This is a genomic window from Acinetobacter sp. BD54, assembly GCF_044778325.1.
In the GTDB taxonomy this organism is placed as follows: Bacteria; Pseudomonadota; Gammaproteobacteria; order Pseudomonadales; family Moraxellaceae; genus Acinetobacter; species Acinetobacter baumannii.
In genome coordinates, this window is sequence record NZ_JANJEP010000003.1 from 345013 (window position 1) to 367665 (window position 22653).

Consider the following 22653-nt stretch of genomic DNA (forward strand, 5'->3'; position numbering starts at 1 on the left):
TGCTTATGCTAAAAACATGCCATCGTTCAAAATTTATTTAGCTTTTCCACAAAACTGGCATGCACCATGCTTATATATTTATGTATAAAACTCATCTCAACACGCTCAGTGTGAGTGCAGTTTTAAATGAAAAATCATGTTTTTAACAAGAAATACGGATACCCCATTATGGCAACATTGCACGCTCCAGCTTTTGAACTTCCTGAAATTTTGAATACTAAAACGAATTTGGCAGATGCCCGAATTGGTGCACAAGTGATTGAGTGTTCAGATGATTTCTTTGCCGAAGCAAAGCGCATGCTGCAATTTGAAGCACCTATTTTTGTTGAAGATAAATTTGATGATCATGGCAAATGGATGGACGGTTGGGAGTCCCGCCGTAAGCGTCATGCAGGCTATGACTGGTGTATTGTGAAACTAGGTGTGAGTGGAAAAATCAGTGCACTTGATATCGACACCACGTTTTTTACAGGAAATTATCCTGCATCTGCATCATTAGAGGCATGTTATGCACCAAATGGTGACCTTACTGGGGTAACGTGGCAGAGTATTTTGGAAAATACAGAGCTAGGGCCGAGTCAACATCATATTTTTATGGTCAATAATGATGCAATTTTCACGCATATACGCCTCAATATTTTCCCAGATGGCGGTATTGCCCGTTTACGCGTTTATGGTGACGTTCATATTCAGGTGACCGACCACGAGCAGACTCTCGATTTATTGGCCTTAGAAAATGGCGGTCGTGTAATTGCTTATAGCGATGCGCACTTTGGACATCCACGTAATTTGATTAACCCAGGCCGTGGCGTCAACATGGGCGATGGGTGGGAAACCAAACGCCGCCGTGCACCAGGTTATGACTGGTGTATTCTTGCATTGGGTAAAAGCGGAAAAATTGAAAAAATTGAAATTGATACGGCGCATTTTAAAGGTAACTTTCCTGCTGAAGTTTCTATTCAGGCTGTCTACCTTGAAAATGCAACCGATGCACAGCTGATTCCACAAAGTATGTTTTGGTCTTACTTACTTGAAGCCCAACCTATGCAAATGGACCATATTCATGAATATATGAATGAAATTTTACAGCATGAAAAAGTCTCGCATATCCGTATTAATATGATTCCGGATGGTGGTATTAGCCGTGTCCGTTTATGGGGAAAAATTGCCAAGTCATGATCATGAAGAATGTTCAAATTCAGCCTTTAACCATTGAGAACTTTCAGCCCTTCGGAGAAGTCATTTGTTGTGACGGGCATGATTTTTTTCATATTAATGATGCACACACCGAACGCTACCATGCGCTCGTTGAAACTGAAATTGAGGGCGAAGCAAAGGCAGGAATCAGTATATTCCGAAATATTAAGGCCAGTGTGTTACCTATGGAAATTTCAATGCTAGAGCGCCATCCGAAAGGCTCTCAAGCATTCATTCCATTACAGCAACAAAAATTTTTAATTATTGTGGCCCCTGCTTTAGATGAAAATACTCCTGATATTTCAAAACTATGTGCTTTTGTTTCGGATGGCAAGCAAAGTATCAATTATCGGGCAGGTACTTGGCATCATCCTTTGCTTACCTTTGAAGCGCCGAGTGATTTTGCAGTAGTGGATCGAATTGGAGGCGGTGCAAATTGCGATATTTTTCAATTTCCAGAAGCTATAAAAATTACTGTCTAAATTAAAATAGACAGATCTGTCTATTTTTTAATTTAATAGTAGAACCCGTTGTGGTGATTTTCAACAATTTAGATTTACACAAAAAATCCCCGCCAATTGAGCAGGGATTTTTTCATTTATTTTTAAACCGTAATATCAGCTAAGTTACCCTTCTGCTCAAGCCATTGCTTACGGTCTGCTGCACGTTTTTTTGCAAGGAGCTTGTCGAGTAAACCTGCCGTTAAATGTGCATCATCTAGATCGAGTTGCACCAAACGACGGGTGTTCGGATCCATTGTTGTTTCACGTAGTTGAATTGCGTTCATCTCACCCAACCCTTTGAATCGGGTAATTTGCGGGTTCTTATTGCCTTTAACATTTTTCAAAATGGTTTCAAGCTCTTCATCATCTAGCGCATAATGGACATCTTTACCAATGTCGATACGGAACAATGGTGGCATTGCTACATACAAATGCCCTTCTTCAACCAATGCTGGAAAATGTTTAACGAATAAAGCGCAAAGCAAAGTCGCAATGTGTAAACCATCCGAGTCGGCATCGGCCAAAATACAAATTTTGCCGTAACGTAATTCAGATAAATCATCACTACCTGGGTCTACACCAATTGCAATCGCAATGTCGTGAACTTCCTGAGAAGCAAGTACTTCATCTGAAGAAACTTCCCATGTATTTAAGATTTTTCCACGAATTGGCATGATGGCCTGAAAGTTCTTATCACGCGCCTGCTTGGCACTACCGCCCGCAGAGTCACCCTCAACAATAAAGAGTTCACTTTCTTCACGCGTTTGGCCCACGCAGTCCGCCAGCTTACCCGGTAAAGCCGGGCCAGAAACAATCTTTTTACGCTCAACTTTTTTCGCAGCTTTTAAACGGCGCCCTGCTTTAGAAATTGCCATTTCAGCAAGTTGCATGGCAATTTCAGCATGCTGGTTGAGCCAGAGCGCAAACGCATCTTTAGCAATATTTAAAACTATATTGGCAGCTTCACGACTCGAAAGACGCTCTTTGGTTTGACCAGAGAACTGTGGTTCTTGGAACTTAAGCGATAAAATATAGTTCACGCCATCCCAAACATCTTCAGCCGAAAGTTTAAGATTACGTGGTAATAAATTACGTAACTCACAGAATTCACGTAATGCCTCGGTCACTCCCGAACGTAAACCGTTTACATGTGTACCGCCTTGTGCAGTCGGAATCAGGTTGACGTAGCTTTCTTGAACCTGCTCACCACCTTCTACATTCCAGCAAATCGCAAACTCACACGCGGCACGATCTGCTTGACCACTGCTTACAAATGCAGGGTTTGGCAAAATTTCGCGGTCTTGCAATTCATCCATCAAATAATCGACAAGACCATTTTCAAATTGCCATTCGATTTTTTCATCATTAATTTGATCGATATAAGTGATTTTTAAACCGGCAGCTAAAACAGCTTTGGCTTTTAAATTATGTTTAAGTGCTTTTAAAGCAAATTTTGGGCTATCAAAATATTTAGCTTCAGGCCAGAAACGTACAGTAGTTCCTGTCGCACGTTTAGGTGCTTTACCTTCTAACACCGCTAAAGGTGCAACAGGTTCGCCTTGCTCAAAGGCCATCTGGTATAAATTACCCTGACGCTGAACTTCTACCTCAACACGTGTAGATAAAGCGTTTACAACCGAAATCCCCACACCATGTAAACCACCTGAAAACTGATAGTTATCAGTACTAAACTTACCACCAGCATGCAACTTGGTTAAAATGATTTCGATACCACTTTGGCCATATTCAGGGTGAATATCGACTGGCATACCACGGCCATTATCTTCAACTGACAATGAACCATCTTTATAAACCGTGACACAGATTTTGTCGGCATGACCAGCTAAGGCTTCATCGACAGCATTATCAATAACTTCTTGGGCTAAATGGTTAGGACGAGAAGTATCGGTATACATCCCCGGACGACGACGAACAGGGTCTAAACCGGAAAGAACTTCAAGCGATTGAGCCGTATATTGTGTCACGTTGTACGTTTTCCTTATTTGATGGTGTGCGCAAAGAATTCGATCACTAAGGGTAATTTTTCTTCAAAATCTTCCATGGCATGATTGCCATGAGCATCCGTCAAAATCAATGAGGATGGTGTTGCAGCACTATAATAGCGTTGTGCTTGACGATAATCCAAAATTTCGTCGCCTTGTTGCAACAAGACGAGTATTTTGTCAGCATTTTCAGGCTGTTTCAGTTCCAGTTGTTCTAACTGTCGTAACTGAACATGATCAATTGACCATTGATCGTTCACCTTATAAGGCATACTTTCAACTTGAAATAACTCATCAAACAGCTTCCATGGTTGCATAGCAGGGTTAATCAGTACAGCCGGAATATTATATTTCGCGACAAAATATGTCGCAAAAAATCCACCAAGACTACTGCCGACTAAAGCCACCTCTTGTAAAGACTCAATCAGCTCTGAAACCTGTGCTACTACCTGTTCCGGAGATCTATTTAAATCTGGCAAATGCACATTTATCCCCAATTCGCTACAATACTGCTTAAGGCTGAGCCCTTTAATTGAAGAAGAGCTACTATTAAAGCCATGGAGGTAGATAATATTCATATATTTTTCCCTCTAAATTGAGAATAAACTCACATTTTTGTTCTCAGTTTGTATATAAAAACACTATTGTCAGACAAGAAAAACCACTCAACTTACCATTCATCAGTATTTTAAAAACATGTGTTATTTAAACTACTAAGATGGAAACGTTAGCTGCCGTTCATAAAAAGTACAGCTTAAAACGTCGGTTATAACGTAAATGGGGAAAAGATATGCCGAGCTTAACACCGTTACATGAAACTTATTGTAAATGGGATCGTACGCCACCTAGTCAGGCCGACGTACTAGAAGGTTTAGCTCAACTGTTCAGTACCAGCTTAAATGGTATACATGAATTAATACAAGTCATTAATATTGAAGTATTAAAAAATGCTTTTGGTATTAGCGCCCAAAATGCTAAAAATTTCCAAAAACGGCCCTTTGTCCAAAAGGCATATCAGTTTTCTTATGGTGCCTTACAAAAATATGGTAGTTGTTTTTTAGCACCAGGGTTACGTCGTATTATTGAAAAATTTCCAACTCTTCATGAGAAGCCATTAACACCAACCCTTCATTTTTTAGTAGGAGTGTTAAATGGTATTTTCGGAGACTATCTACTTAAACAGCACAGTCCCCTCGCCTTGCCAATGGTTCTATACGACCACTACGGTGCAATCCAACAAGGCGAACTTGCAGGCCGTATTGTAATTTTGGTTCATGGTTTGTGCATGAACCATCTTACTTGGTCAAATGCACATTATGGCGGGATTGGTGAGCGTTTGTTAGCACAGCGTGATCACAACACGATGCTGTATTTAAATTACAATACAGGCCGCCGTATTTCAGCCAATGGCCGCAGTTTCTCAAATTTATTAGAAGATTTAGTACAGCGTAATCCAAGAATTACCAGTATTGATTTAATTGGTCATAGCATGGGTGGATTAGTTTCCCGTAGCGCACTGTTTTACGGTAAACAAAATATGTACCAATGGATTCATATGGTCGAAAACCTCGTCTGTATTGGATCTCCCCACCACGGTGCAGTACTTGAGCGTTTTGGATTTGCACTACAAGATCGGCTAGGCGCTTTTCCATTTGTTGGCCTAATTGGTCAGCTGGTTAACATCCGTAGTAATGGGATTTTAGACCTACGCCATGGTAGTGTTCGAGATGATGACTGGGAATACATGGATGCCCGTATTGGTATGATGGATGACAACCGTGCTCCAGCTCCTCTACCTTCCCATATCAATACCTTTTTAGTGGCAGGAACACTCGAGTTTGAAAAGGTACGTAATAAAGCGCTTACTGTGATTGGCGATTACTTAGTCAGTGTGAAAAGCGCACTGGGCGAACATCCAAATCCACGTTTTCAGCTTAAAGTTCCAGACTCACATAAAGCGGTGTTTTATGGCTTAAATCACTTTGAAATTCAGTATCACTCAAGTGTTGCCGAACAGATTACTCGTTGGTTATATCCTCATGTGAATGATTATGTGCAAGACGGTATTCAAACCCATATTATTGATATGCCGAACTATTCGCTCGAAGATTTAGAAGGAATTGTAGAGACGTAAAAAAAAGCCCAACTTATGTTGGGTTTTTTTAAATTATTTTTCAAGAATATAAATCCATCAATAATTTTTATCTAACCATTTTTTAATTTCAGAAATATTTTTATATTTATAATAGACTTTTCCTTCCGCTCTCCCTTCAAAACCCTCTGCATTAACACCCAATATATTAGTTATATTTTTCAGATTTAAGGTTTTATTTTCACTAATTTGATATAAATTAACTTGATACATTTCACCCTCCATTTGCGGAGTACAACAGTAATAAGATGAATTAAGGATAATTAATATAGGTGGTTTTCTTTTTTTTGATTTATAGATACTGACAGCTAAAAGTTTAGGGCTTTCTTTAGCTGCAAAATCAGAGTAATCACTAACAAATATTTTTTTTTCTTGAGATCCTAGATAACCTTTTAGATAAGAACCCTCTACAGAGTCACACATATAATTATAGAATTTATAATCATTTTTCTTAAAAATAGTTAAATTTACTGTCTCTTCAATATTACATTGATCATTTGCAAAAATATTCTGAGAATATATTAAAGAAGATATTATTAACAGAACAGTAGTAAAATATTTTTTCATTACATAAACACTATATTAAATAAAAATCTTTCGTGCCTGAACAAAATGTGCTCTTCGATCAGCATATGAATTTGTAGCCTCATTAATTACTTTCGTAATAGCATCTACCTGTTCTCCATTAGCTCCTCTATCTGCAACCTCATAAAGCTTAAATTTTAGCCAAAATCTAATGGCAGATCTTACTGCATATTTGGGTTTTTCAATTAATTCAGGGTTCTTTACGAAATCAACTTTTTCTCCTGGCCATAGAGTTGAATACATATTCGTTAGATCTTGATAATTATTCTTCCCTGTTAATTGTTTTAGGCCTCGGCCTAAATATTTCCAACCATCACCAGGAGAAGTATTACCTAATTTATATTTAGCGCTCCGATAATTATCATCGTACATACGATTTGCAATTACTTCACCATTTGCTGGACCTTGTCCTCTTTTATATCCATCAATCTCTGCTTGTTTAGGATGAGTTCTATAATAGCCTATTTGTTTCAAAGCTGTTGGACCCATATATTCGACTTGCTCTCTTAATGAAAAAGAGCTACCTACTTCTTGCCTAACTTGAGCCATAAAATGGGCTTGTCTCAATCTAGTATCTAATTTATAACCTAATAAATCGCTATTTAGTTCATCTAAAATTGGTTGCATTTTTGTAGCCAAAGCTTTTGGCCACATTTTTTTCATTTGTTCCATTGTAATTAATATATCAACTTTAACTTTCTTATTAATTTCTGGATCATTTTGTGCCGTACTACCTTTTGTTATATCTACGTCCAGATGGAACTCAATAAGGTTGTTTTTGACTCGTGTTGCCATATAGGTTTGTGTCTTTAAAGGCTTACCATCAGGCTTATACACCGTAAATTCTAGTTTCTGCCCTATCATGCTTTGTAATGACAATTTTCCATTTGATATACTAAAAAGCTGCTTTTTACCATTCTCTACAACTAACATTTCCACATTAGTCTTTTCTACAATGTAGTCACTTCCATCTCGATCTAGAATTTTAATCGTAGATGCACTTTTAAATTTTTCATAAGGCTCATCTAATTTAATAAGAACTGGTTGTGAACTGCCATTAGCAGAATTTATTGAACTTTTTAAAACAAATGTATCATTTGATGTTAATACTAAGACCTCTATATCTCTATTAGGTGATGAGCGTACTTCTACTATGCCTTCATCATTTGTATATTTATCGGGCGAATTTCCTTTACCTTTTGGTCGTGATTGAATAGGAAAATTTTTCATAACCTTTCCATTCATATCAAAAATTTTAAAAAAAGTACTTACGATTCCTTTGGTTGATTTGGATTGCTTTACTTGTTTATATTCATCAATTGTTTTTGGTAATTGAACTTTTATCGGATGTATTTCCGAGGAATTCATAGATGAGTTTATCGTTTTAAATACTGTATAGTCTTTTTGATTAGGAGGCTTTGCTAATATCTCAACAGTTCTATTTGGCGAAGCCTGAAATACAAACAGACCGAGCTTATCAGTTTTTTGGCTATTAGCTTTTAATGATCCTTTGTATCTTGATTGTACATTTAAATTAATAATCCGATTTCCAGATTTATCATAGAACTTAGTAGTAATAGTGACTAATTTATTCATTAATCAAAACTCCTCTTCTGTATAGACATCATCATTTTCTTCGTCATACAAAAGTGTTTCTTCGAAAAGCTCATCAATATTTTCACTATCAGGTATATTTTGCTTTAACTGAATATAATCCGAATTAAAAATCATTGCAGTAAAGTCTACTTCTTCTGGTGTATAAAAACGTAATGAACTTAAATTATTATTCTTATCAAGCTCATTTTTATGGCTTCTTATAAGAATATTATTCTTTTTATTTATAATAAATAGTTCTTTTTTTCCCTCTGAATTTATATTCCAGTTATAGTTAATTTTATTACTAAAAGGTGTTTTTATAGTAGGTAAGCTTATCTTGGGAACAACAATATTTGCGCCGCTCATAAATAAATGCTGACCTGCTTTAACCTCAAGCTTGCCCCCAGTTACAGGGAAAATACCTGAACTATTAATCTTGAGTTGTGAACCGTCCGCAGTGAGTATAATTTCTTTTGGGCTAGTTATTTCGATTCTATCTTCTGTTGAAATAATCTGTACCCCTTTTCGTGCAATGATATCTGTACCATCATTTTGTGCTTGTAACTCAATTTTGCCCTTGCCCGCATACATTCTTGCTCCATCTTGAGCTGCAAAAAAACTTATCTTATTTTGGGCATGAGCAATAAAATTCTTTTGAGTACTCAGGTTAATACTATCATCAGCAGTTTGGCTAATCTGTCCATCTGCAATCACATGGATGTTTTCATTACTGGTAAGGGCCATACTATTTGGCGCACTTAACACCATAATCGCTTGTTTAAATGCAGCAGCTTTATCTTTGTCTCGCTGTTCAATCTGGTCTAAAAAGGTTTTTAAATGATCAAGAACTTCCAACGGATCTGTCTGCTGATTTTTAGCAACTTCACTTAGAGCTTTGCTGTTGTTTAATCCACCTTCAAGCTGCTGTTTGGTTTCATTCGCATTAAGGTGAAATCCTTGAGCTTGATCTTGTTTGTGCGTACTAATGTATAAACCTTTACCCGCACGCACAGCTCCCCAAGCGTCTGTTCTAAGCTCAAAGCCTTCACCACGGCCTTGGCTTGTCGCTTGTTCTTTAGGATGGCTCAAATTACCTAAATTCAGCTGTGTTGCTGCATGACTACTTTGGAGTTGGGTACTGATTTGTCCAGTTGTGTCATCAAAGCGTAATTGGTTGAAGCCACTTCCATTGATTTCCTGACTGCGTATGCCACTTAGCTTTTTAGTATCAGGAAGCTGCCCTTTTACATCGAATTTAGTTGGTGAACGCTGCGCTTCATGGATTCGGCCCGTCACAAATGGACGGTCGATATTGCCATCAAAAAAGTCAATGACAACCACTTCACCAATACGTGGTAAGAAACGTGCACCATAACCTTCTCCTGCCCAAGGAGTCAGTACATCCACCCAAGCCGAGTCGGTATCATTGTCATTACTACCTGCGCCACCATCATGGCCATGATCATCACTACGAGTAAATAGAAAACGTACTTTAATGCGTCCCCATTCATCGACATGAATAGTTTCTCCCTCAGGTCCCACGACTTTCGCTCTTTGTGGGTAAGCAATTGGTCGATGCTGTTCCGGATTGTATTCCGGTGCAGTTTTGATTTGACGGCGTATTAAGGTCAGCTCATTACTTTGACGTTCGATATCATCGTAACCATGTTGATCCCAACGACTTTGGGTTAATAACTGGCTAACTTGCTGTTGTAAATCTTTAGGTAAATTATTTTGGTTATAGAAATTTTTAGCAATAATTAGGAACTCTTGATCTGCCCCTTCATGCTGATCAATTTCAGGGTGCTCTCTTAAATTAAACCAATAGCCGACTTGGGTATCGCGCACACTACTGTAAGCTTTAAAGTATTTGGCCCGACTCGCATGCATGTCGGTGAAGTGCTGATTTAATTTTTCTAGTTGGCTACTGCTTGAAGCGGTTGCCTGATCTTCCCCTTTTAAATCTTGCATCCAGGCGGGGCTTACGTGCCATGCTTGCTCAAGACTTAAAGTGGCCGAATCAAAGTTATCTGAGTGTGTATGGGTAGTAACAACTGAACCATTACCCTCTTCTTGTGCTAACGCATCGGGCTGCCAACGCTGTACATGTACGGCAGTCGGTTGCAGACTTCGCACTGCAACAAAGCCTGTAATACTATCTTGATATTCGGTTGCGCTACTTCTGTGATAGCGAATACTACAACGCGCTAAAGCTTGGTATTGGTTATTGTCATCAATTAATCTTAGTTTTTGAGCTTGTATTGGTGCAGTAAAATGAGGGACAAAAAGCTCTGATTCATCAATGAGCCAACTAACACCCTCACTTCGCCACAAACGTGTGAGAAAGTCATAGTCAGACTCATTATGCTGCATAGTGAACGGACGAATATCATAGTTTTGACTTAACCCACCCAAATCAAGACTTAAACTCGCAGCAAACAGTGGACTTTTTTCTTGCCATTCTTTAAATAGAACTTCGGTAATTTCTACAATACTTTTATTCATAAAAACACGACTATTACGGCGTTTGTGCCATAAATTTGTCGCATCTTCTATAGTCAGCTTATAAAGCGTTAAAGCGCCATCACTTTGTCCATAACTGGCCTCAGTCACAATACCTGTAGTGCGGAACAATTGCCCCGAATCAGTGACCTGATCAACAGCGACTTGGACACCAATAAATTGCTTCAGTGCAATTTGGGCATTGGTTGAAAGGCAAATCAATTCTGCCATTAGGCCACCATTTAGCTGATGTTGGCCTTCTATACGTTGTAAGAATACTTGATGATTGAGTAGTTCATTAGAAAATTGTACGTGGATAGCACGTTTCTGAGCATTTAGCCCTATTTTTTCCAAGACACTAAATATATTAAAAAGCATTTTTTTATAATCATAAGGATATATAAACGGCTGCACTTTATAAAAAACAGAACTATCTGTCTACAAAATTATGCGTTATTTCTATCAATTTTTTTATATTTTCACTTATTCGAAAGTTATAAAAAAAGCCCAACTTAAGTTGAGCCTTTTTTAATTACTTTAAACTTACTTTTTAGCCGTCTTAAACACTGGATAAAAACGGAATAACTGCCATAAACAAACCAATAACAGTAAAAGGAAATAGGCCAATGACCAAACTGGTAAAGACTGACCTAAAAAAGTCCAGTCAATTGCCGCACACTCACCTGAGCCAGAAAGTACTTCTTGTAAAACGGTTTTCATTGGTAAAGCATCAATGAGGTAATTTAAACCCGGACCACAGCTTGGTACTTGATCTGGTGGTAAATGCTGTAGCCAAACATGTCGGCCCGCCACTCCCACTGACCATAAAATTGCAACACCTGCCAAAAATGCATAAAAGCGTTTAATCGCATTGGAAACCGGGTTATGCAAAAACGCAATAAGAGCTACAAAACCCATTGCCATTAAGCCAACACGTTGAAAAATACAGAGCGGACATGGCTCCAACCCTTTTACATGTTCTAAATACAACGCAAAAGACATGCCGACAATGCTTGCCAGAACAAGCAGTCCACTCACCAAACGGTAACTTAATCGCATGTAAAACCTCGTTTTTATCTATATTGTTCAAGATATTGATCAAAACTGATCTGACTATCTTGCTCAAGTTGTTCTTGCTGCTGTAAAGATTGCACAGCCAATTGTTCAAAATATTGCAAAGTCTCTGCACTAATCTCATGCTTTTCATAAGTTTCAGCATGTAACTGTGCCATATGACTACCAAAGCTCCAGGTTCCACCATGCTTTAATGTGTCATCAATCACATGAGCAGATAATGTTTCATCTACTTCATCAATACGTTCTTGCATCACAGCCAAAGCCGAGCTGTATAGATCTGTGGCATAGGTCTGATCGAGTAAGCGAGCACAATCCTGCATTTTAGAAATATGCTGACGTGCCCAATCTTCAATATGGTAAGACCCGTTTAAATCAGTAATGGTTGCGTTTGGTGCTCGGCCACGGTTAACCACTTCTGTCTGGTTTTTCTCAATCAAATCTTGCTCAGGGCATAACAGTTCAGGACTATCGCTTAATAAACAATAAAGCGCTAATGCCTCAAGGAAACCTGCTGTTGTTTCATTGACGCCAATTGCCGAATATGGATTTACGTCCACTGCACGAAGTTCAACATAACCCACCCCTCGATTTTTCAAGGCTTGAGACGGTGTTTCACCCGCTTGAGGAACTTGTTTTGGACGCACGAGACTGTAATATTCATTCTCGATTTGTAAAACATGATCATTAATTTGCAATGGTTCACCAGAGGCATCATTTAACCCTAAACGGCTAAATGGCGGGTATGGAGAATGTACTGCTTTTTGTAAACCATCCAAATAACCAGTTAAGTTGTTATAGTGAATGCCTAAACTTTTTTGTGCCGAGTTTTGGTAGCCTAAACGTCCCATACGCAGAGCTGTAGCATACGGTAAATAATATGACCCTTTGATTAAAGGCAACAAATGATGTTCATGACCCGTCAGAAAACAACGGCAAACCGATGGACTCGCACCCACCAAAAACATAACCAGTGGTGTTAAACGAATAAAGTTACGAATCAGACCAAAATAGCGATGACTACGATAATCTTGCAGACTAAGTGCTTTTAATTTTTCGTCAGTTTCATGTGCCTGCAAAGCAGAAAAAAGAGAATCAGGGAAAGATAAATTATAGTGTACGCCCGAAATCGTCTGCATACGGCGACCATAACGAATACCTAAACCACGGCGATAAAGCGTCTTGAAACGGCCAATATTAGAAGTGCCATATTGAGCTAGACGAATACGTTCTTCATTGTCATCTAGCATACATGGCATAGACAACGGCCAGAGCTTTTCACCATTTTCTAAATGACGGTGCACAACCGCATGAATATCGGTGAGCTCATGCAAGGCATCACCAATGGTTGGCTGTGGTGAAGTAATAAACTCCATCAACGCTTCTGAATAATCAGTCGTAATTTTTGGATGTGTTAACGCCGAACCTAATGCCTTCGGATGTAACTCTTGTGATAAGAACCCATTACTCTGCATACGTAGGCTTTCACGCTCTATTCCACGTAACATGCCTTGTAGTAGCGACGAATCCACCCAAGCAGGAATAACTGATTGAGATGGTGTAGTGGGTTGACTCATGCATTTGCTCGCTTATTAAAGATCACTATATACAAAATCGTGAGATGATACGGCTATTTATATAATCACATCATTCCAGTTTGGCAATTTTTATCACAATCTTGTTATTTAAGACACGAAAGAATTGTGATTTTATTGAAGAATAATTGCTAAAGAGTTGTCAATATCATGAACGATCAAGACATTTTAAACTTCTGGTTTTCACCTGAACACCGTTCACTTTGGTTTGCGAAAAGTGATGATTTTGACAAAAAAATCCGTGAAAATTTTTCTGATGTTCATCGACAGGCAACTCGAGCAGAACTTTGGTCTTGGCGGAAAACACCAGAAGGTCGTCTTGCAGAGATTATTGTGCTAGATCAGTTTTCTCGCAACATTTATCGTGATCAACCCGAATCTTTTGCTTATGACGGTCTTGCTTTAGCCTTGTCACAAGAAGCAATTAGCTTGCAACTCGATGCACAACTTAACCCAGAACAGCGCTCGTTTTTGTACATGCCATTTATGCATAGTGAATCGAAGCTAATTCATGAGTTTGCTTTAAAATTATTTCAACGCCTCGGCAATGAAATTAATTTAAGCTTTGAGAAAAAACATAAAGTGATTATAGATCGCTTTGGACGTTATCCTCATCGTAATGCCATCCTTGGACGTGTCTCAACACCAGAGGAAACCGAATTTTTATTAGAACCGAACAGTAGTTTTTAAGACTTCTCTATTTTTAATGCTGACGCATCCATTCTTTTATGCTCAGCTGGGAGTTCACTATGAAATATCTCTCTCTTTGTTTAGCTTTAGGCACTGCCATAACTTTAAGTGCTTGTTCAACTGTACCCAGCAAACCAAAAACTTTCGATCAGCTTGGCCAGTTTTCGGCCTATCCGTTAAATGCTCAAACGTTTCGAATCAGCTTTCAGGCTGATCCAAACATGAGCTATGGAGCAGCCGAAGAAATTACTTTAGTGAAATCAGCACAGACTACAGTACAAAAAGGTTTTCGCTTTTTTAAAGTGCTAAACGACCCAAGTAATCAAAGCCAAAAACCACCGCGTCAAGCTGTAGTTTACCCATCTGCACCAAGCTTTTACCCGTATGGTTACTACCGCCGCTATCCGGGTTTCTGGCATGATCCGTTCTATGATTTCCCACAAGTGGTCAATATCGACCCTGTTCAAGTGTCGTATACTATTGAATGTTATCGGGATCAAAAGCAGGCTCCTCAAGATGCCTTTGATGCAACGTTAATTCTCAAATCTATCGGACAAAAATATGGTTTAAGCCCGACAGGAGAATTGTTGCCGCCACCTGAGCCGCCAGTAAAACAAAAATGAATAGGATGACCGTATGAATATGGCAGAAGAAGTACACCATGCACCCAATCTGAAGCGCAGCAAATATTTCGCTACGATGGCACTTATTATTGTGGTGGTGCTGTGGATTGGGTTATTGATCGCCAATCGCTTTCTGCCAGAGTACACAGACTTAATTCATATTTTAATGCTAGGTGCGGAAGCTGGTGTAGTGGGTGGACTAGCAGATTGGTATGCGATTACCGTTCTGTTTCGAAACCCATTTGGTAAGCTTCCTATCCCTAAGTTTTTGCGTGATCATACTGAAATTATTCCACGTAATAAGGCACGTATTGCCGAATCAATGGGTCGATTTGTACAGGAAAACTTCCTGTCGCCTCAGGTGGTCGAACGAAGCCTAGAAAAAACCGATTTAAGTCTTGCCATTGGCCAATGGCTTGCCAGTCCACAAAACAATACGCAAGTGGTACAACTCATTCAGCAAACTGTACCTAAAGTTTTTGAATTTGTTAGCCAAGAACAAATTGCCAATTTCGTGCAAAACAACAGTGTGCAATGGGTGCGTAACACTCAAGTCAATAAACTTGCGAGTGAAATGCTGCGTGCAGTATTGGAAAATGATTTCCACCAAGATGTACTGCAACGTGGTCTCGATATCGCGCATGAGTGGGTGGTACAAAATCCGGATAAAACTCGCGAATTGACAAGAAAAATGTTTAAAGCGCTGGGCGTCTGGTCTCTTGCAAAAGGTGCAAGCTGGATCGGTATTGATGTTCAGCAGCGCACCATTGATTCACTGGTTGAAAAAGTAGAATCAATGCTGGCTGACCATGAACACCCATGGCGACAGGAAATTGAAACTATTGCCCACTCGCTCATGCTGGAGTTGGCAAACCCTGAGAGTATTGCCAGCCAACGTCTAAATAGTGGCAAAGATGCGCTCCTTGATAGTCCTCAAGTTCTAAATTTCATTAGTGGTGCTGTCACTATTTTATGCGATGCCATTAAAGAAGATTTAATGAAAGAAGACTCTGGTATTGCAATGAACCTCAGAGCTGCCATTCAGCAGTTGGGTGAAAACCTTGTCCAAAATGTAAAAGTACGTGAAGTTCTCAACAAAGAAATGACAGGACTTGCCATGAACTTTACGGACCAATATAGCCATAAAATCATACGCTATGTGAGTGAGCGCATTCATGAGTGGGACTCACGTGAAATGATTGGAAAAATTGAAAATGAAGTCGGTGGCGACTTACACATGATTCGTGTGAATGGCGTTGTGGTAGGTGCATTTATCGGCTTAACTCTAGGTGTAATACGAGCAGCGATTGAATCAATTTTATAACGTTAATAATTTCCTTAAGAGAACAATATGCTACAGCTTCAGTCCAAATTGCCCGCACAAGGGGTGACTATTTTTAGTACGATGACGGCAATGGCACAGCGCTTGGGTGCACTTAACCTTTCACAGGGTTTCCCGGATTTTCCTGCACCCCCTGCTTTGCTCGAAGCCCTATCTCAGGCAACTTTGGCTGGACACAATCAGTACCCACCTGGTGATGGCATTCTCGCACTACGTGAACAGCTCGCTTTACAATTTCAACAGCGTGACCAGCTTCAACTTGATCCTGTAACTCAAATCACGATTACGCCCGGTGCAACCATAGCAATTTTCTGTGCCATACAAGCTTGCATCAACACAGGGGATGAAGTCATTATTTTTGACCCGAGTTATGACAGCTATGGACCTTCTGTCGAGTTAGCAGGTGGTAAAGCAGTACATATTGCCTTGCAAGCACCTGACTTTAAGGTGAACTGGCAACAAGTTAAAGATCGAATTAACGATAAAACCCGTATGATTGTGGTAAATACTCCCCACAATCCAACAGGTACAATCTGGTCCAAACAAGACTGGTTAGAACTCATTGAACTAATTCAGGATAAAAATATTGTAGTTTTATCTGATGAAGTCTACGAACACTTAGTTTTTGATGGTCAGCAACACTTTAGCGCGTTGCATTTCCCTGAGCTCAGAGAACGTAGTTTTGTGATTGGTTCTTTTGGAAAAACCTTCCATGTCACAGGTTGGAAAACTGGTTACTGTGTTGCTTCACCTGATTTAATGCGTTTGTTCCGCCAGATTTATCAATATGTTAATTTCTGTGGCACAACACCTTGTCAGATTGCGCTTGCGCAATATATGCAGCAACACCCAGAACATATTCAGGAACTTTCACAGTTTTATCAGACTAAACGAGACCGATTTAATCAGGCGATTCACAATAGCCGTTTTTTGCTTAACCCATCGCAAGGAACTTATTTCCAAAACCTTGATTACAGCCAGATTAGACCTGACTTAAACGATGTGGAAATGTGCCAGTTTCTTGCCGAGCAACATAAGATTGTGGCTATTCCTGTTTCGGTGTTTTACCAACAAGCCCCAGAGTCTTTACGCCTAATACGGTTCTGCTTTGCAAAAAATGATGAAACACTGCAAAAAGCAGGAGAAATTCTGAATCAATGTTAATAAATTTAGTCACTTAGCATAGTAAAAATACTACAAGAAATTCCACACAACTATGCTAAGTTGAATATCCGACCCGCTCATCAAAGAGATGGGCGATGGAGAATACATGCCACCAAGACAGTCTTTAATTCATCAGCAAAATCTTTGGAAAACATTTTTTGTTTTCTTATTGCCCCTGATTGCAACCAATATCTTGCAAAACCTGTCCGGTACCATTAACACCATCTTTGTTGGACAAATGATGGGGGTCGATGCGATTGCTGCCGTCTCGGTTTTTTTCCCCATTTTGTTTTTACTGCTTGCGTTTATTATCGGCATTTCAACGGGTACTACTGTTTTAGTAGGGCAGGCATGGGGCGCGCAGAATATTGAAAAAGTTCAAAGTGTGGTGGGCTCTACTCTGTTTATGACCATCATTGGCGGTATCATTACCGCAATCATTGGTGTGTTTTTTGCCCACGACATTTTAGAACTTTTAGGTACGGATCCGAAGGTGATGCACCTCTCTTTGCCTTATGTGCAATGGATGTTGGCAGGTAGTCCTCTTCTCTTTGTTTATATTATCTATACCTCAATTTTACGCGGTGTAGGAGACAGTACTACTCCTTTACTTGCACTGGCTTTAACCAGTGTGATTGGTTTGGTCATTACCCCGATATTGCTTAAAGGTTATTTTGGTTTACCCGCTCTAGGAATTATTGCTCCGGCAATTGCGACCATTACTGGCTATGTAGCTATTCTCATTTTTCTTGCGATTTATCTAAACAAGAAAAAGCATCCACTTCGGCCGAACCGTCAGCTTTTGCAACATATTCGTCATAATTCGGAATTAAGTAAAATCATTTTACGCCTAGGTGTTCCAACCGGTATTCAAATGATTACCACTTCAATGGCCGGTTTAGTCATTGTGGGTTTAGTGAACCGTTTCGGAGCTCATGCCACAGCTGCGTATGGTGCCGTGAATCAGGTACTCAACTATATTCAGTTTCCAGCGATTTCGATCTCTATCGCGGCCTCAATCTTTGCAGCACAAGCGATTGGTGCTGGTAAGTCGGACCTACTCGCACGTGTTACACGCACCGCTTTGGGAATGAACTTTTTATTTACAGGTGCCTTAATTGCACTCGGCTATCTATTTTCAAAATATTTGATGGCTTTATTCATCACAGATCCAACTGTGGTGGTGTTAGGGCAACAGCTTTTATTTATTGTACTTTGGGCAATTTTATTCTTTGGTGCAGGTGCCATTTTTGCATCAATTATGCGTGCCAGTGGGACTGTAACCGTACCAATGCTGATTAACATCTCTGCCATTTTATTTATTGAAATGCCATGTGCTTACTGGTTTAGTTCGATGTGGGGGCTTAAAGGCATTTGGGTCGCCTATGCCTTGGCATTTGTCAGTTTATGTATTATTCAAGGCTTGTATTATCAATTTATCTGGAAGAAAAAGAAGATCAAAGTTCTTATTTAGAATGCATTAAACCTTATAAAAAAGCCATCAATTGATGGCTTTTTTCTTTTAAATCTTATTTCATCCATTTGGTTACAATGGTTGAAGCACGTTGATATCCCGTTGGGAATAAACGCTGGAATGCATCCAGAATTTTTGCATCGCTACCGATGAGTAAACGGCGTTTATTTTTCAAAACTGCATCCAAAATTTGACGAGCTGCTTCCTCTGGTGGGGTACGCAATAACTTATCAAAGTTTTGAATCGATTTAGTTGGGTCCATACCCAAGCTACTCAAACTATCACTCATTTTTGCAGCTTTAGCGATATTGGTACGGATACCGCCCGGATGTACGCATAGCGAACTTACGCCGCATTTTTCAATATCTAATTCTTGACGCAATGACTCAGTAAAACCACGTACCGCAAATTTAGTCGCATTATAGCCAGACTGGGTTGGCTGAGCTGTTAAACCAAATAAACTGGAAACATTAATAATATGGCCATCTTGTGTTTGCTTAATGAACGGTAAGAATTCTTTAGTACCGTAAACCACGCCCCAGAAGTTAATTCCCACAATCCACTCTAAATCTTCATAAGTCGCGCCTTCTACAGTTGAGCCTAAAGCTACACCAGCATTGTTAAAAATCAGGTTAACACAGCCATGATCTTGAACAGTTTCCTGTGCCCACTGCTTTACTGCCTCGCGGTCAGAAACGTCTAACTTCTTGGTTGTTACAGTAATGTTACTGTACGGTTTTAATAGCTCAACAGTTTTCTCTAAGCCCTTTTCATTAATGTCACTTAATGAAAGATGGCAGCCCTGCTTTGCCAGAAGAATTGCTAATTGTTGCCCAATGCCAGAACCCGCACCCGTAATTGCAGCGACTTTGTTTTTAAAATTTTTCATTGTCCATCCTTTGTTTTTCGATTTGCACAACTGGTTCATTGCATGTGCAATTTAGACTCTTTCAATATAATTTTGACAATATACATTGTCAATATAGTACACTGTAATTTCAGATAGATTGGCACAATTCTGCTGACGGCTTTATCATAGGGCTCATATTTGCCGAAAAACCGATAAATTAGGAAACCATTTATTTATGGCGACAAACGACTCAACCAGTAAAAAGAAAACAAAAACTGTGAGTAAAGAACGTCAGTTCAAAGGGTTATCTCTGTCTGAGCGCAAAGAGGCACGTCGCGAAAAACTCATTGAAGCCGGTATTGCAACTTATGGAACCCTTGGCTTTTTTTCCGTGACGGTAAAAGATGTCTGCCAAGAAGCAAAACTCACCGAACGTTATTTTTATGAATCATTTAAAAAGAGTGAAGATTTATTCCAAACTATCTTTTTAAAAATGATTGAAGAATTACAGCAAAACTTGATGCAAGCCGTCATTAAAGCGGCTCCAGACCCTGAGCAAATGGTCGATGCTGGTTTACGTGCTCTACTGAGTACTTTAAAAGACGACCCTCGTTTGGCTCGGATTGTGTATGTCGATGCAATTTTGGTCCAAGAATTACATAATCAAGCCACCATTCAGGAAACTCTCGCCCAGTTTGATCGTATGATTCAAGCTTTTGTGATGCTAACCATGCCGCAAATCCAGCATAACGAAAATGAACTCTCATTAATCGCTACTGGTTTAAATGGATACGTGACACAAATTGCCGTTCGATGGGTGATGGGCGGGTTTAAGCAGTCTCTAGAGCAAGTTTTAGCGGCCTGCCGTATCGTTTTTTTAGCTTTGCTCGCGAAAGTTTCAAAATAATATTAAAGTTTTTTGACACTGTTTTTATTTTAAAAACCTCGTTTGAGATAAGCTTGTAACACACTGAATGGTTTTAAGAAAATTTATACCTACCTGTCATCATTTGGTCATGCGCTTGCCGTATTTTTGTCACAAATTATTGCTAAATTCGTTTTTATAGACTTTTCTGCAATGAAATTGTCATAATTAATCTTTGTAATAAGCCTGTCATAACTACAAAACGGTTCACCGTTAAAATCTACAAGGTATTACGCTGTGAAAGATGACTATATTTTAATTGTCGATGATGAGCTTCCTATCCGCGAAATGATCCATACCTCTTTGGACATGGCAGGCTTTCAGTGTTTACAGGCAGAAGATGCCAAACAGGCTCATCAAATTATCGTCGACCAACGTCCGGCGCTTATCTTGCTCGATTGGATGTTACCCGGGGGCGTAAGTGGAGTCGACTTATGTCGCCGTTTAAAACGTGATGAAAACTTAGCAGAAATTCCTGTCATTATGTTGACCGCTCGCGGTGAAGAAGACCACAAAGTACAAGGTCTGGATGCTGGTGCAGATGACTATATGACCAAACCATTTTCAACCCGTGAATTGGTTTCTCGTATTAAAGCTGTTCTACGCCGCGCAAATGCATTAAGCGGTGAAAAAACAATTGATGCCAATGGTTTAATTCTTGATCCTGTAAGCCAACGCGTAAGCTTTGGTAACAGTATTTTAGATATGGGACCAACAGAATACCGTCTGCTTGCATTTTTTATGACCCATCCGGAACGTGCCTATACACGTGCCCAGTTGCTCGATCAGGTGTGGGGCGGTAATGTATACATCGAAGACCGTACTATCGATGTGCATATCCGTCGTTTGCGTAAAGTCTTAGAACCTTTTGGTGTAGATCGATTTGTTCAGACTGTACGTGGTACAGGTTATCGTTTCTCAACACGTGCAGATTTAGCCGCAGGTTAACCAAAATTTATGTATGAACCCTACCCCGTCCCCGAACAGGTACGTGAACAAAAGCTTTCCCGCTACAGTAGTTTATGGACGTTTGCTAAACAAGATTTACGACTTTTATTATTTTTCCTGATTATTGCAGGTTTAGTCGGTTTAGGAATTGGGTATTTCTGGAGCTGTATTTTTATTGCCTTTGTGGTGTTTTTTACACTTCAGTTGCGTTCTTTATATTTGGTCAATGACTGGATTGCCAATAATCCATACGATGTCCCTCCGAACCTCAACGGAATTTGGGGGGCATTATTATTTAACGTTTACCGTGCCCAGCGCCAAGAACGTATTGTTCAAGCGGAAATGGTAGGACTTATTGACCGCGCTCAATCTTCATTAGTTGCACTTGCCGAAGCGGTAGTCTTGATTGATGATCAACATCAAATTGAATGGTGGAACCCAGCCGCAGAGCGTTTACTAGGAATTAGTCCACTTGACCGTGGTCGCAACTTATTAACCATTTTGCGCCAGCCAACTTTTATTGAATATTTTAACAATATTGATCAGGCACCCGATGGGATTAAACTCCATTCAAATCTTGATGATGACCGTTATGTACAGGTTAAGCTCACACGATTTGGTGGGGAAAGCCGCTTACTTGTGGCATACGATGTAACTCGTATGCATAATCTTGAGCAAATGCGTAAAGACTTTGTCGATAATATTTCGCATGAACTACGTACACCTTTAACCGTACTGAGTGGTTATATCGAAACCTTTACCGACCAAGATGATATTAACCCACGCTGGAAACGTGCATTTGACCAGATGCAATCTCAAACCAAACGTATGAATGCGTTGGTTAATGATTTACTATTGTTATCAAATTTAGAAAATAATAAGAAAATCGCAAAAAATCAGATTATTGAAATGCCGAGCTTAATGAATCAATTATTTGATGATGCTCAGGCCTACAATGCCGATTATGGGCATACACTCAATTTACATATTGATAGCCACTGTGACCTCATCGGTTCAGACATGGAAATTGCCAGCGCATTTAGTAATTTAATTACTAATGCCATTAAGTACACACCAAAAGGCGGAACCATTACCATTGGCTGGCACGATGACGGTGAGCATGCTTACTTTAGCGTACAAGATACCGGTATCGGCATTAACCCTAAACATTTACCACGTCTGACTGAACGCTTCTATCGCGTGGACAGCGACCGTAGTCGTCAAACCGGTGGAACAGGATTAGGCTTAGCGATTGTAAAACACGTACTCATGCAACACGGCGCCTACTTAGACGTGCAATCTAAAGAAAATGAAGGATCAACCTTTACCGCAGTTTTTCCAAAAGAAAGACTCTATAACATGACTTAAAATCATCTTTCTTCAAATATAAAAAGCCGACTTATGAAAAGTCGGCTTTCTTGTAGTATTTA

19 protein-coding genes are annotated in these 22653 nt (G+C 39.6%); 11 read left to right on the forward strand and 8 right to left on the reverse strand.

The features are described 5' to 3' along the window. The first annotated feature begins 168 nt into the window (after nucleotides 1-168). Both alc and NQ782_RS06870 read left to right on the forward strand, forming a co-directional pair. Nucleotides 169-1179, forward strand: coding sequence for an allantoicase (gene alc / locus NQ782_RS06865; RefSeq protein WP_000212399.1), 1011 nt, complete (start codon nucleotides 169-171; stop codon nucleotides 1177-1179). After that, nucleotides 1176-1679, forward strand: a complete 504-nt coding sequence (locus tag NQ782_RS06870) for an ureidoglycolate lyase (protein ID WP_057093906.1) — start codon at nucleotides 1176-1178, stop codon at nucleotides 1677-1679. Before alc ends, NQ782_RS06870 begins: the two co-directional genes overlap by 4 nt. A gap of 122 nt (nucleotides 1680-1801) precedes the next feature. Here the strand turns inward: NQ782_RS06870 and parE are convergent, their stop codons facing one another. After that, nucleotides 1802-3685 carry a DNA topoisomerase IV subunit B gene (parE, locus tag NQ782_RS06875; RefSeq protein WP_000195974.1) on the reverse strand — a complete coding sequence of 628 codons (1884 nt, stop codon included), beginning with the start codon at nucleotides 3683-3685 and terminating at the stop codon, nucleotides 1802-1804. Between the two features lie 14 nt (nucleotides 3686-3699). Next, complete coding sequence (locus tag NQ782_RS06880) at nucleotides 3700-4281, reverse strand: YqiA/YcfP family alpha/beta fold hydrolase (protein ID WP_001021725.1); 582 nt, start codon at nucleotides 4279-4281, stop codon at nucleotides 3700-3702. A gap of 212 nt (nucleotides 4282-4493) precedes the next feature. Here NQ782_RS06880 and NQ782_RS06885 point away from each other — a divergent pair, with 212 nt between their 5' ends. Then, nucleotides 4494-5837: an alpha/beta fold hydrolase gene (locus NQ782_RS06885; protein WP_057093905.1), complete on the forward strand. Its 1344-nt coding sequence runs from the start codon at nucleotides 4494-4496 to the stop codon at nucleotides 5835-5837. 57 nt (nucleotides 5838-5894) lie between these two features. On the opposite strand, the gene NQ782_RS06890 is transcribed toward NQ782_RS06885, so the two are convergent. The 5 genes from NQ782_RS06890 to gshA form a co-directional block, all read right to left on the reverse strand. After that, nucleotides 5895-6422: a hypothetical protein gene (locus tag NQ782_RS06890; RefSeq protein ID WP_086231066.1), complete on the reverse strand. Its 528-nt coding sequence runs from the start codon at nucleotides 6420-6422 to the stop codon at nucleotides 5895-5897. Nucleotides 6423-6437: 15 nt separating this feature from the next. After that, nucleotides 6438-8036 carry a glycoside hydrolase family 19 gene (locus NQ782_RS06895; protein WP_086231065.1) on the reverse strand — a complete coding sequence of 533 codons (1599 nt, stop codon included), beginning with the start codon at nucleotides 8034-8036 and terminating at the stop codon, nucleotides 6438-6440. Between the two features lie 3 nt (nucleotides 8037-8039). Continuing rightward, nucleotides 8040-10916, reverse strand: a complete 2877-nt coding sequence (locus NQ782_RS06900; protein ID WP_086231064.1) for a type VI secretion system Vgr family protein — start codon at nucleotides 10914-10916, stop codon at nucleotides 8040-8042. A gap of 165 nt (nucleotides 10917-11081) precedes the next feature. Next, complete coding sequence (locus tag NQ782_RS06905) at nucleotides 11082-11597, reverse strand: disulfide bond formation protein B (protein ID WP_001240040.1); 516 nt, start codon at nucleotides 11595-11597, stop codon at nucleotides 11082-11084. A gap of 14 nt (nucleotides 11598-11611) precedes the next feature. Then, nucleotides 11612-13189, reverse strand: coding sequence for a glutamate--cysteine ligase (gene gshA / locus NQ782_RS06910; protein ID WP_000082281.1), 1578 nt, complete (start codon nucleotides 13187-13189; stop codon nucleotides 11612-11614). 168 nt (nucleotides 13190-13357) lie between these two features. Here gshA and NQ782_RS06915 point away from each other — a divergent pair, with 168 nt between their 5' ends. The 5 genes from NQ782_RS06915 to NQ782_RS06935 all read left to right on the forward strand — a co-directional run bounded on the left by NQ782_RS06915 (nucleotide 13358) and on the right by NQ782_RS06935 (nucleotide 18500). Beyond that, nucleotides 13358-13897, forward strand: a complete 540-nt coding sequence (locus NQ782_RS06915; RefSeq protein WP_057092796.1) for a DUF924 family protein — start codon at nucleotides 13358-13360, stop codon at nucleotides 13895-13897. Nucleotides 13898-13956: 59 nt separating this feature from the next. Next, a complete protein-coding gene (locus tag NQ782_RS06920; protein ID WP_000876371.1) occupies nucleotides 13957-14520 on the forward strand; it encodes a CC0125/CC1285 family lipoprotein in 564 nt (187 codons plus the stop codon). Between the two features lie 13 nt (nucleotides 14521-14533). Next, nucleotides 14534-15844, forward strand: coding sequence for a DUF445 domain-containing protein (locus tag NQ782_RS06925; protein WP_001055481.1), 1311 nt, complete (start codon nucleotides 14534-14536; stop codon nucleotides 15842-15844). Between the two features lie 27 nt (nucleotides 15845-15871). Continuing rightward, nucleotides 15872-17026 (forward strand): pyridoxal phosphate-dependent aminotransferase, encoded by a 1155-nt coding sequence (locus NQ782_RS06930; protein ID WP_057092797.1) that lies wholly within the window; start codon nucleotides 15872-15874, stop codon nucleotides 17024-17026. Nucleotides 17027-17132: 106 nt separating this feature from the next. Then, nucleotides 17133-18500 carry an MATE family efflux transporter gene (locus NQ782_RS06935; protein ID WP_001135114.1) on the forward strand — a complete coding sequence of 456 codons (1368 nt, stop codon included), beginning with the start codon at nucleotides 17133-17135 and terminating at the stop codon, nucleotides 18498-18500. Nucleotides 18501-18555: 55 nt separating this feature from the next. Here NQ782_RS06935 and NQ782_RS06940 read toward each other — a convergent pair whose 3' ends face one another. Next, nucleotides 18556-19389 (reverse strand): SDR family oxidoreductase, encoded by an 834-nt coding sequence (locus NQ782_RS06940; protein WP_000787755.1) that lies wholly within the window; start codon nucleotides 19387-19389, stop codon nucleotides 18556-18558. A gap of 196 nt (nucleotides 19390-19585) precedes the next feature. On the opposite strand from NQ782_RS06940, the gene NQ782_RS06945 reads away from it, so the two are divergent. From NQ782_RS06945 to phoR, 3 genes are all read left to right on the forward strand, one after another. Continuing rightward, nucleotides 19586-20257, forward strand: coding sequence for a TetR/AcrR family transcriptional regulator (locus NQ782_RS06945; RefSeq protein ID WP_000224581.1), 672 nt, complete (start codon nucleotides 19586-19588; stop codon nucleotides 20255-20257). Between the two features lie 255 nt (nucleotides 20258-20512). After that, nucleotides 20513-21223, forward strand: a complete 711-nt coding sequence (phoB, locus tag NQ782_RS06950) for a phosphate regulon transcriptional regulator PhoB (protein WP_000650776.1) — start codon at nucleotides 20513-20515, stop codon at nucleotides 21221-21223. A 9-nt stretch (nucleotides 21224-21232) separates the two neighbouring features. Next, nucleotides 21233-22591, forward strand: coding sequence for a phosphate regulon sensor histidine kinase PhoR (gene phoR, locus NQ782_RS06955; RefSeq protein WP_057092799.1), 1359 nt, complete (start codon nucleotides 21233-21235; stop codon nucleotides 22589-22591). Nucleotides 22592-22653 lie beyond the last annotated feature (62 nt).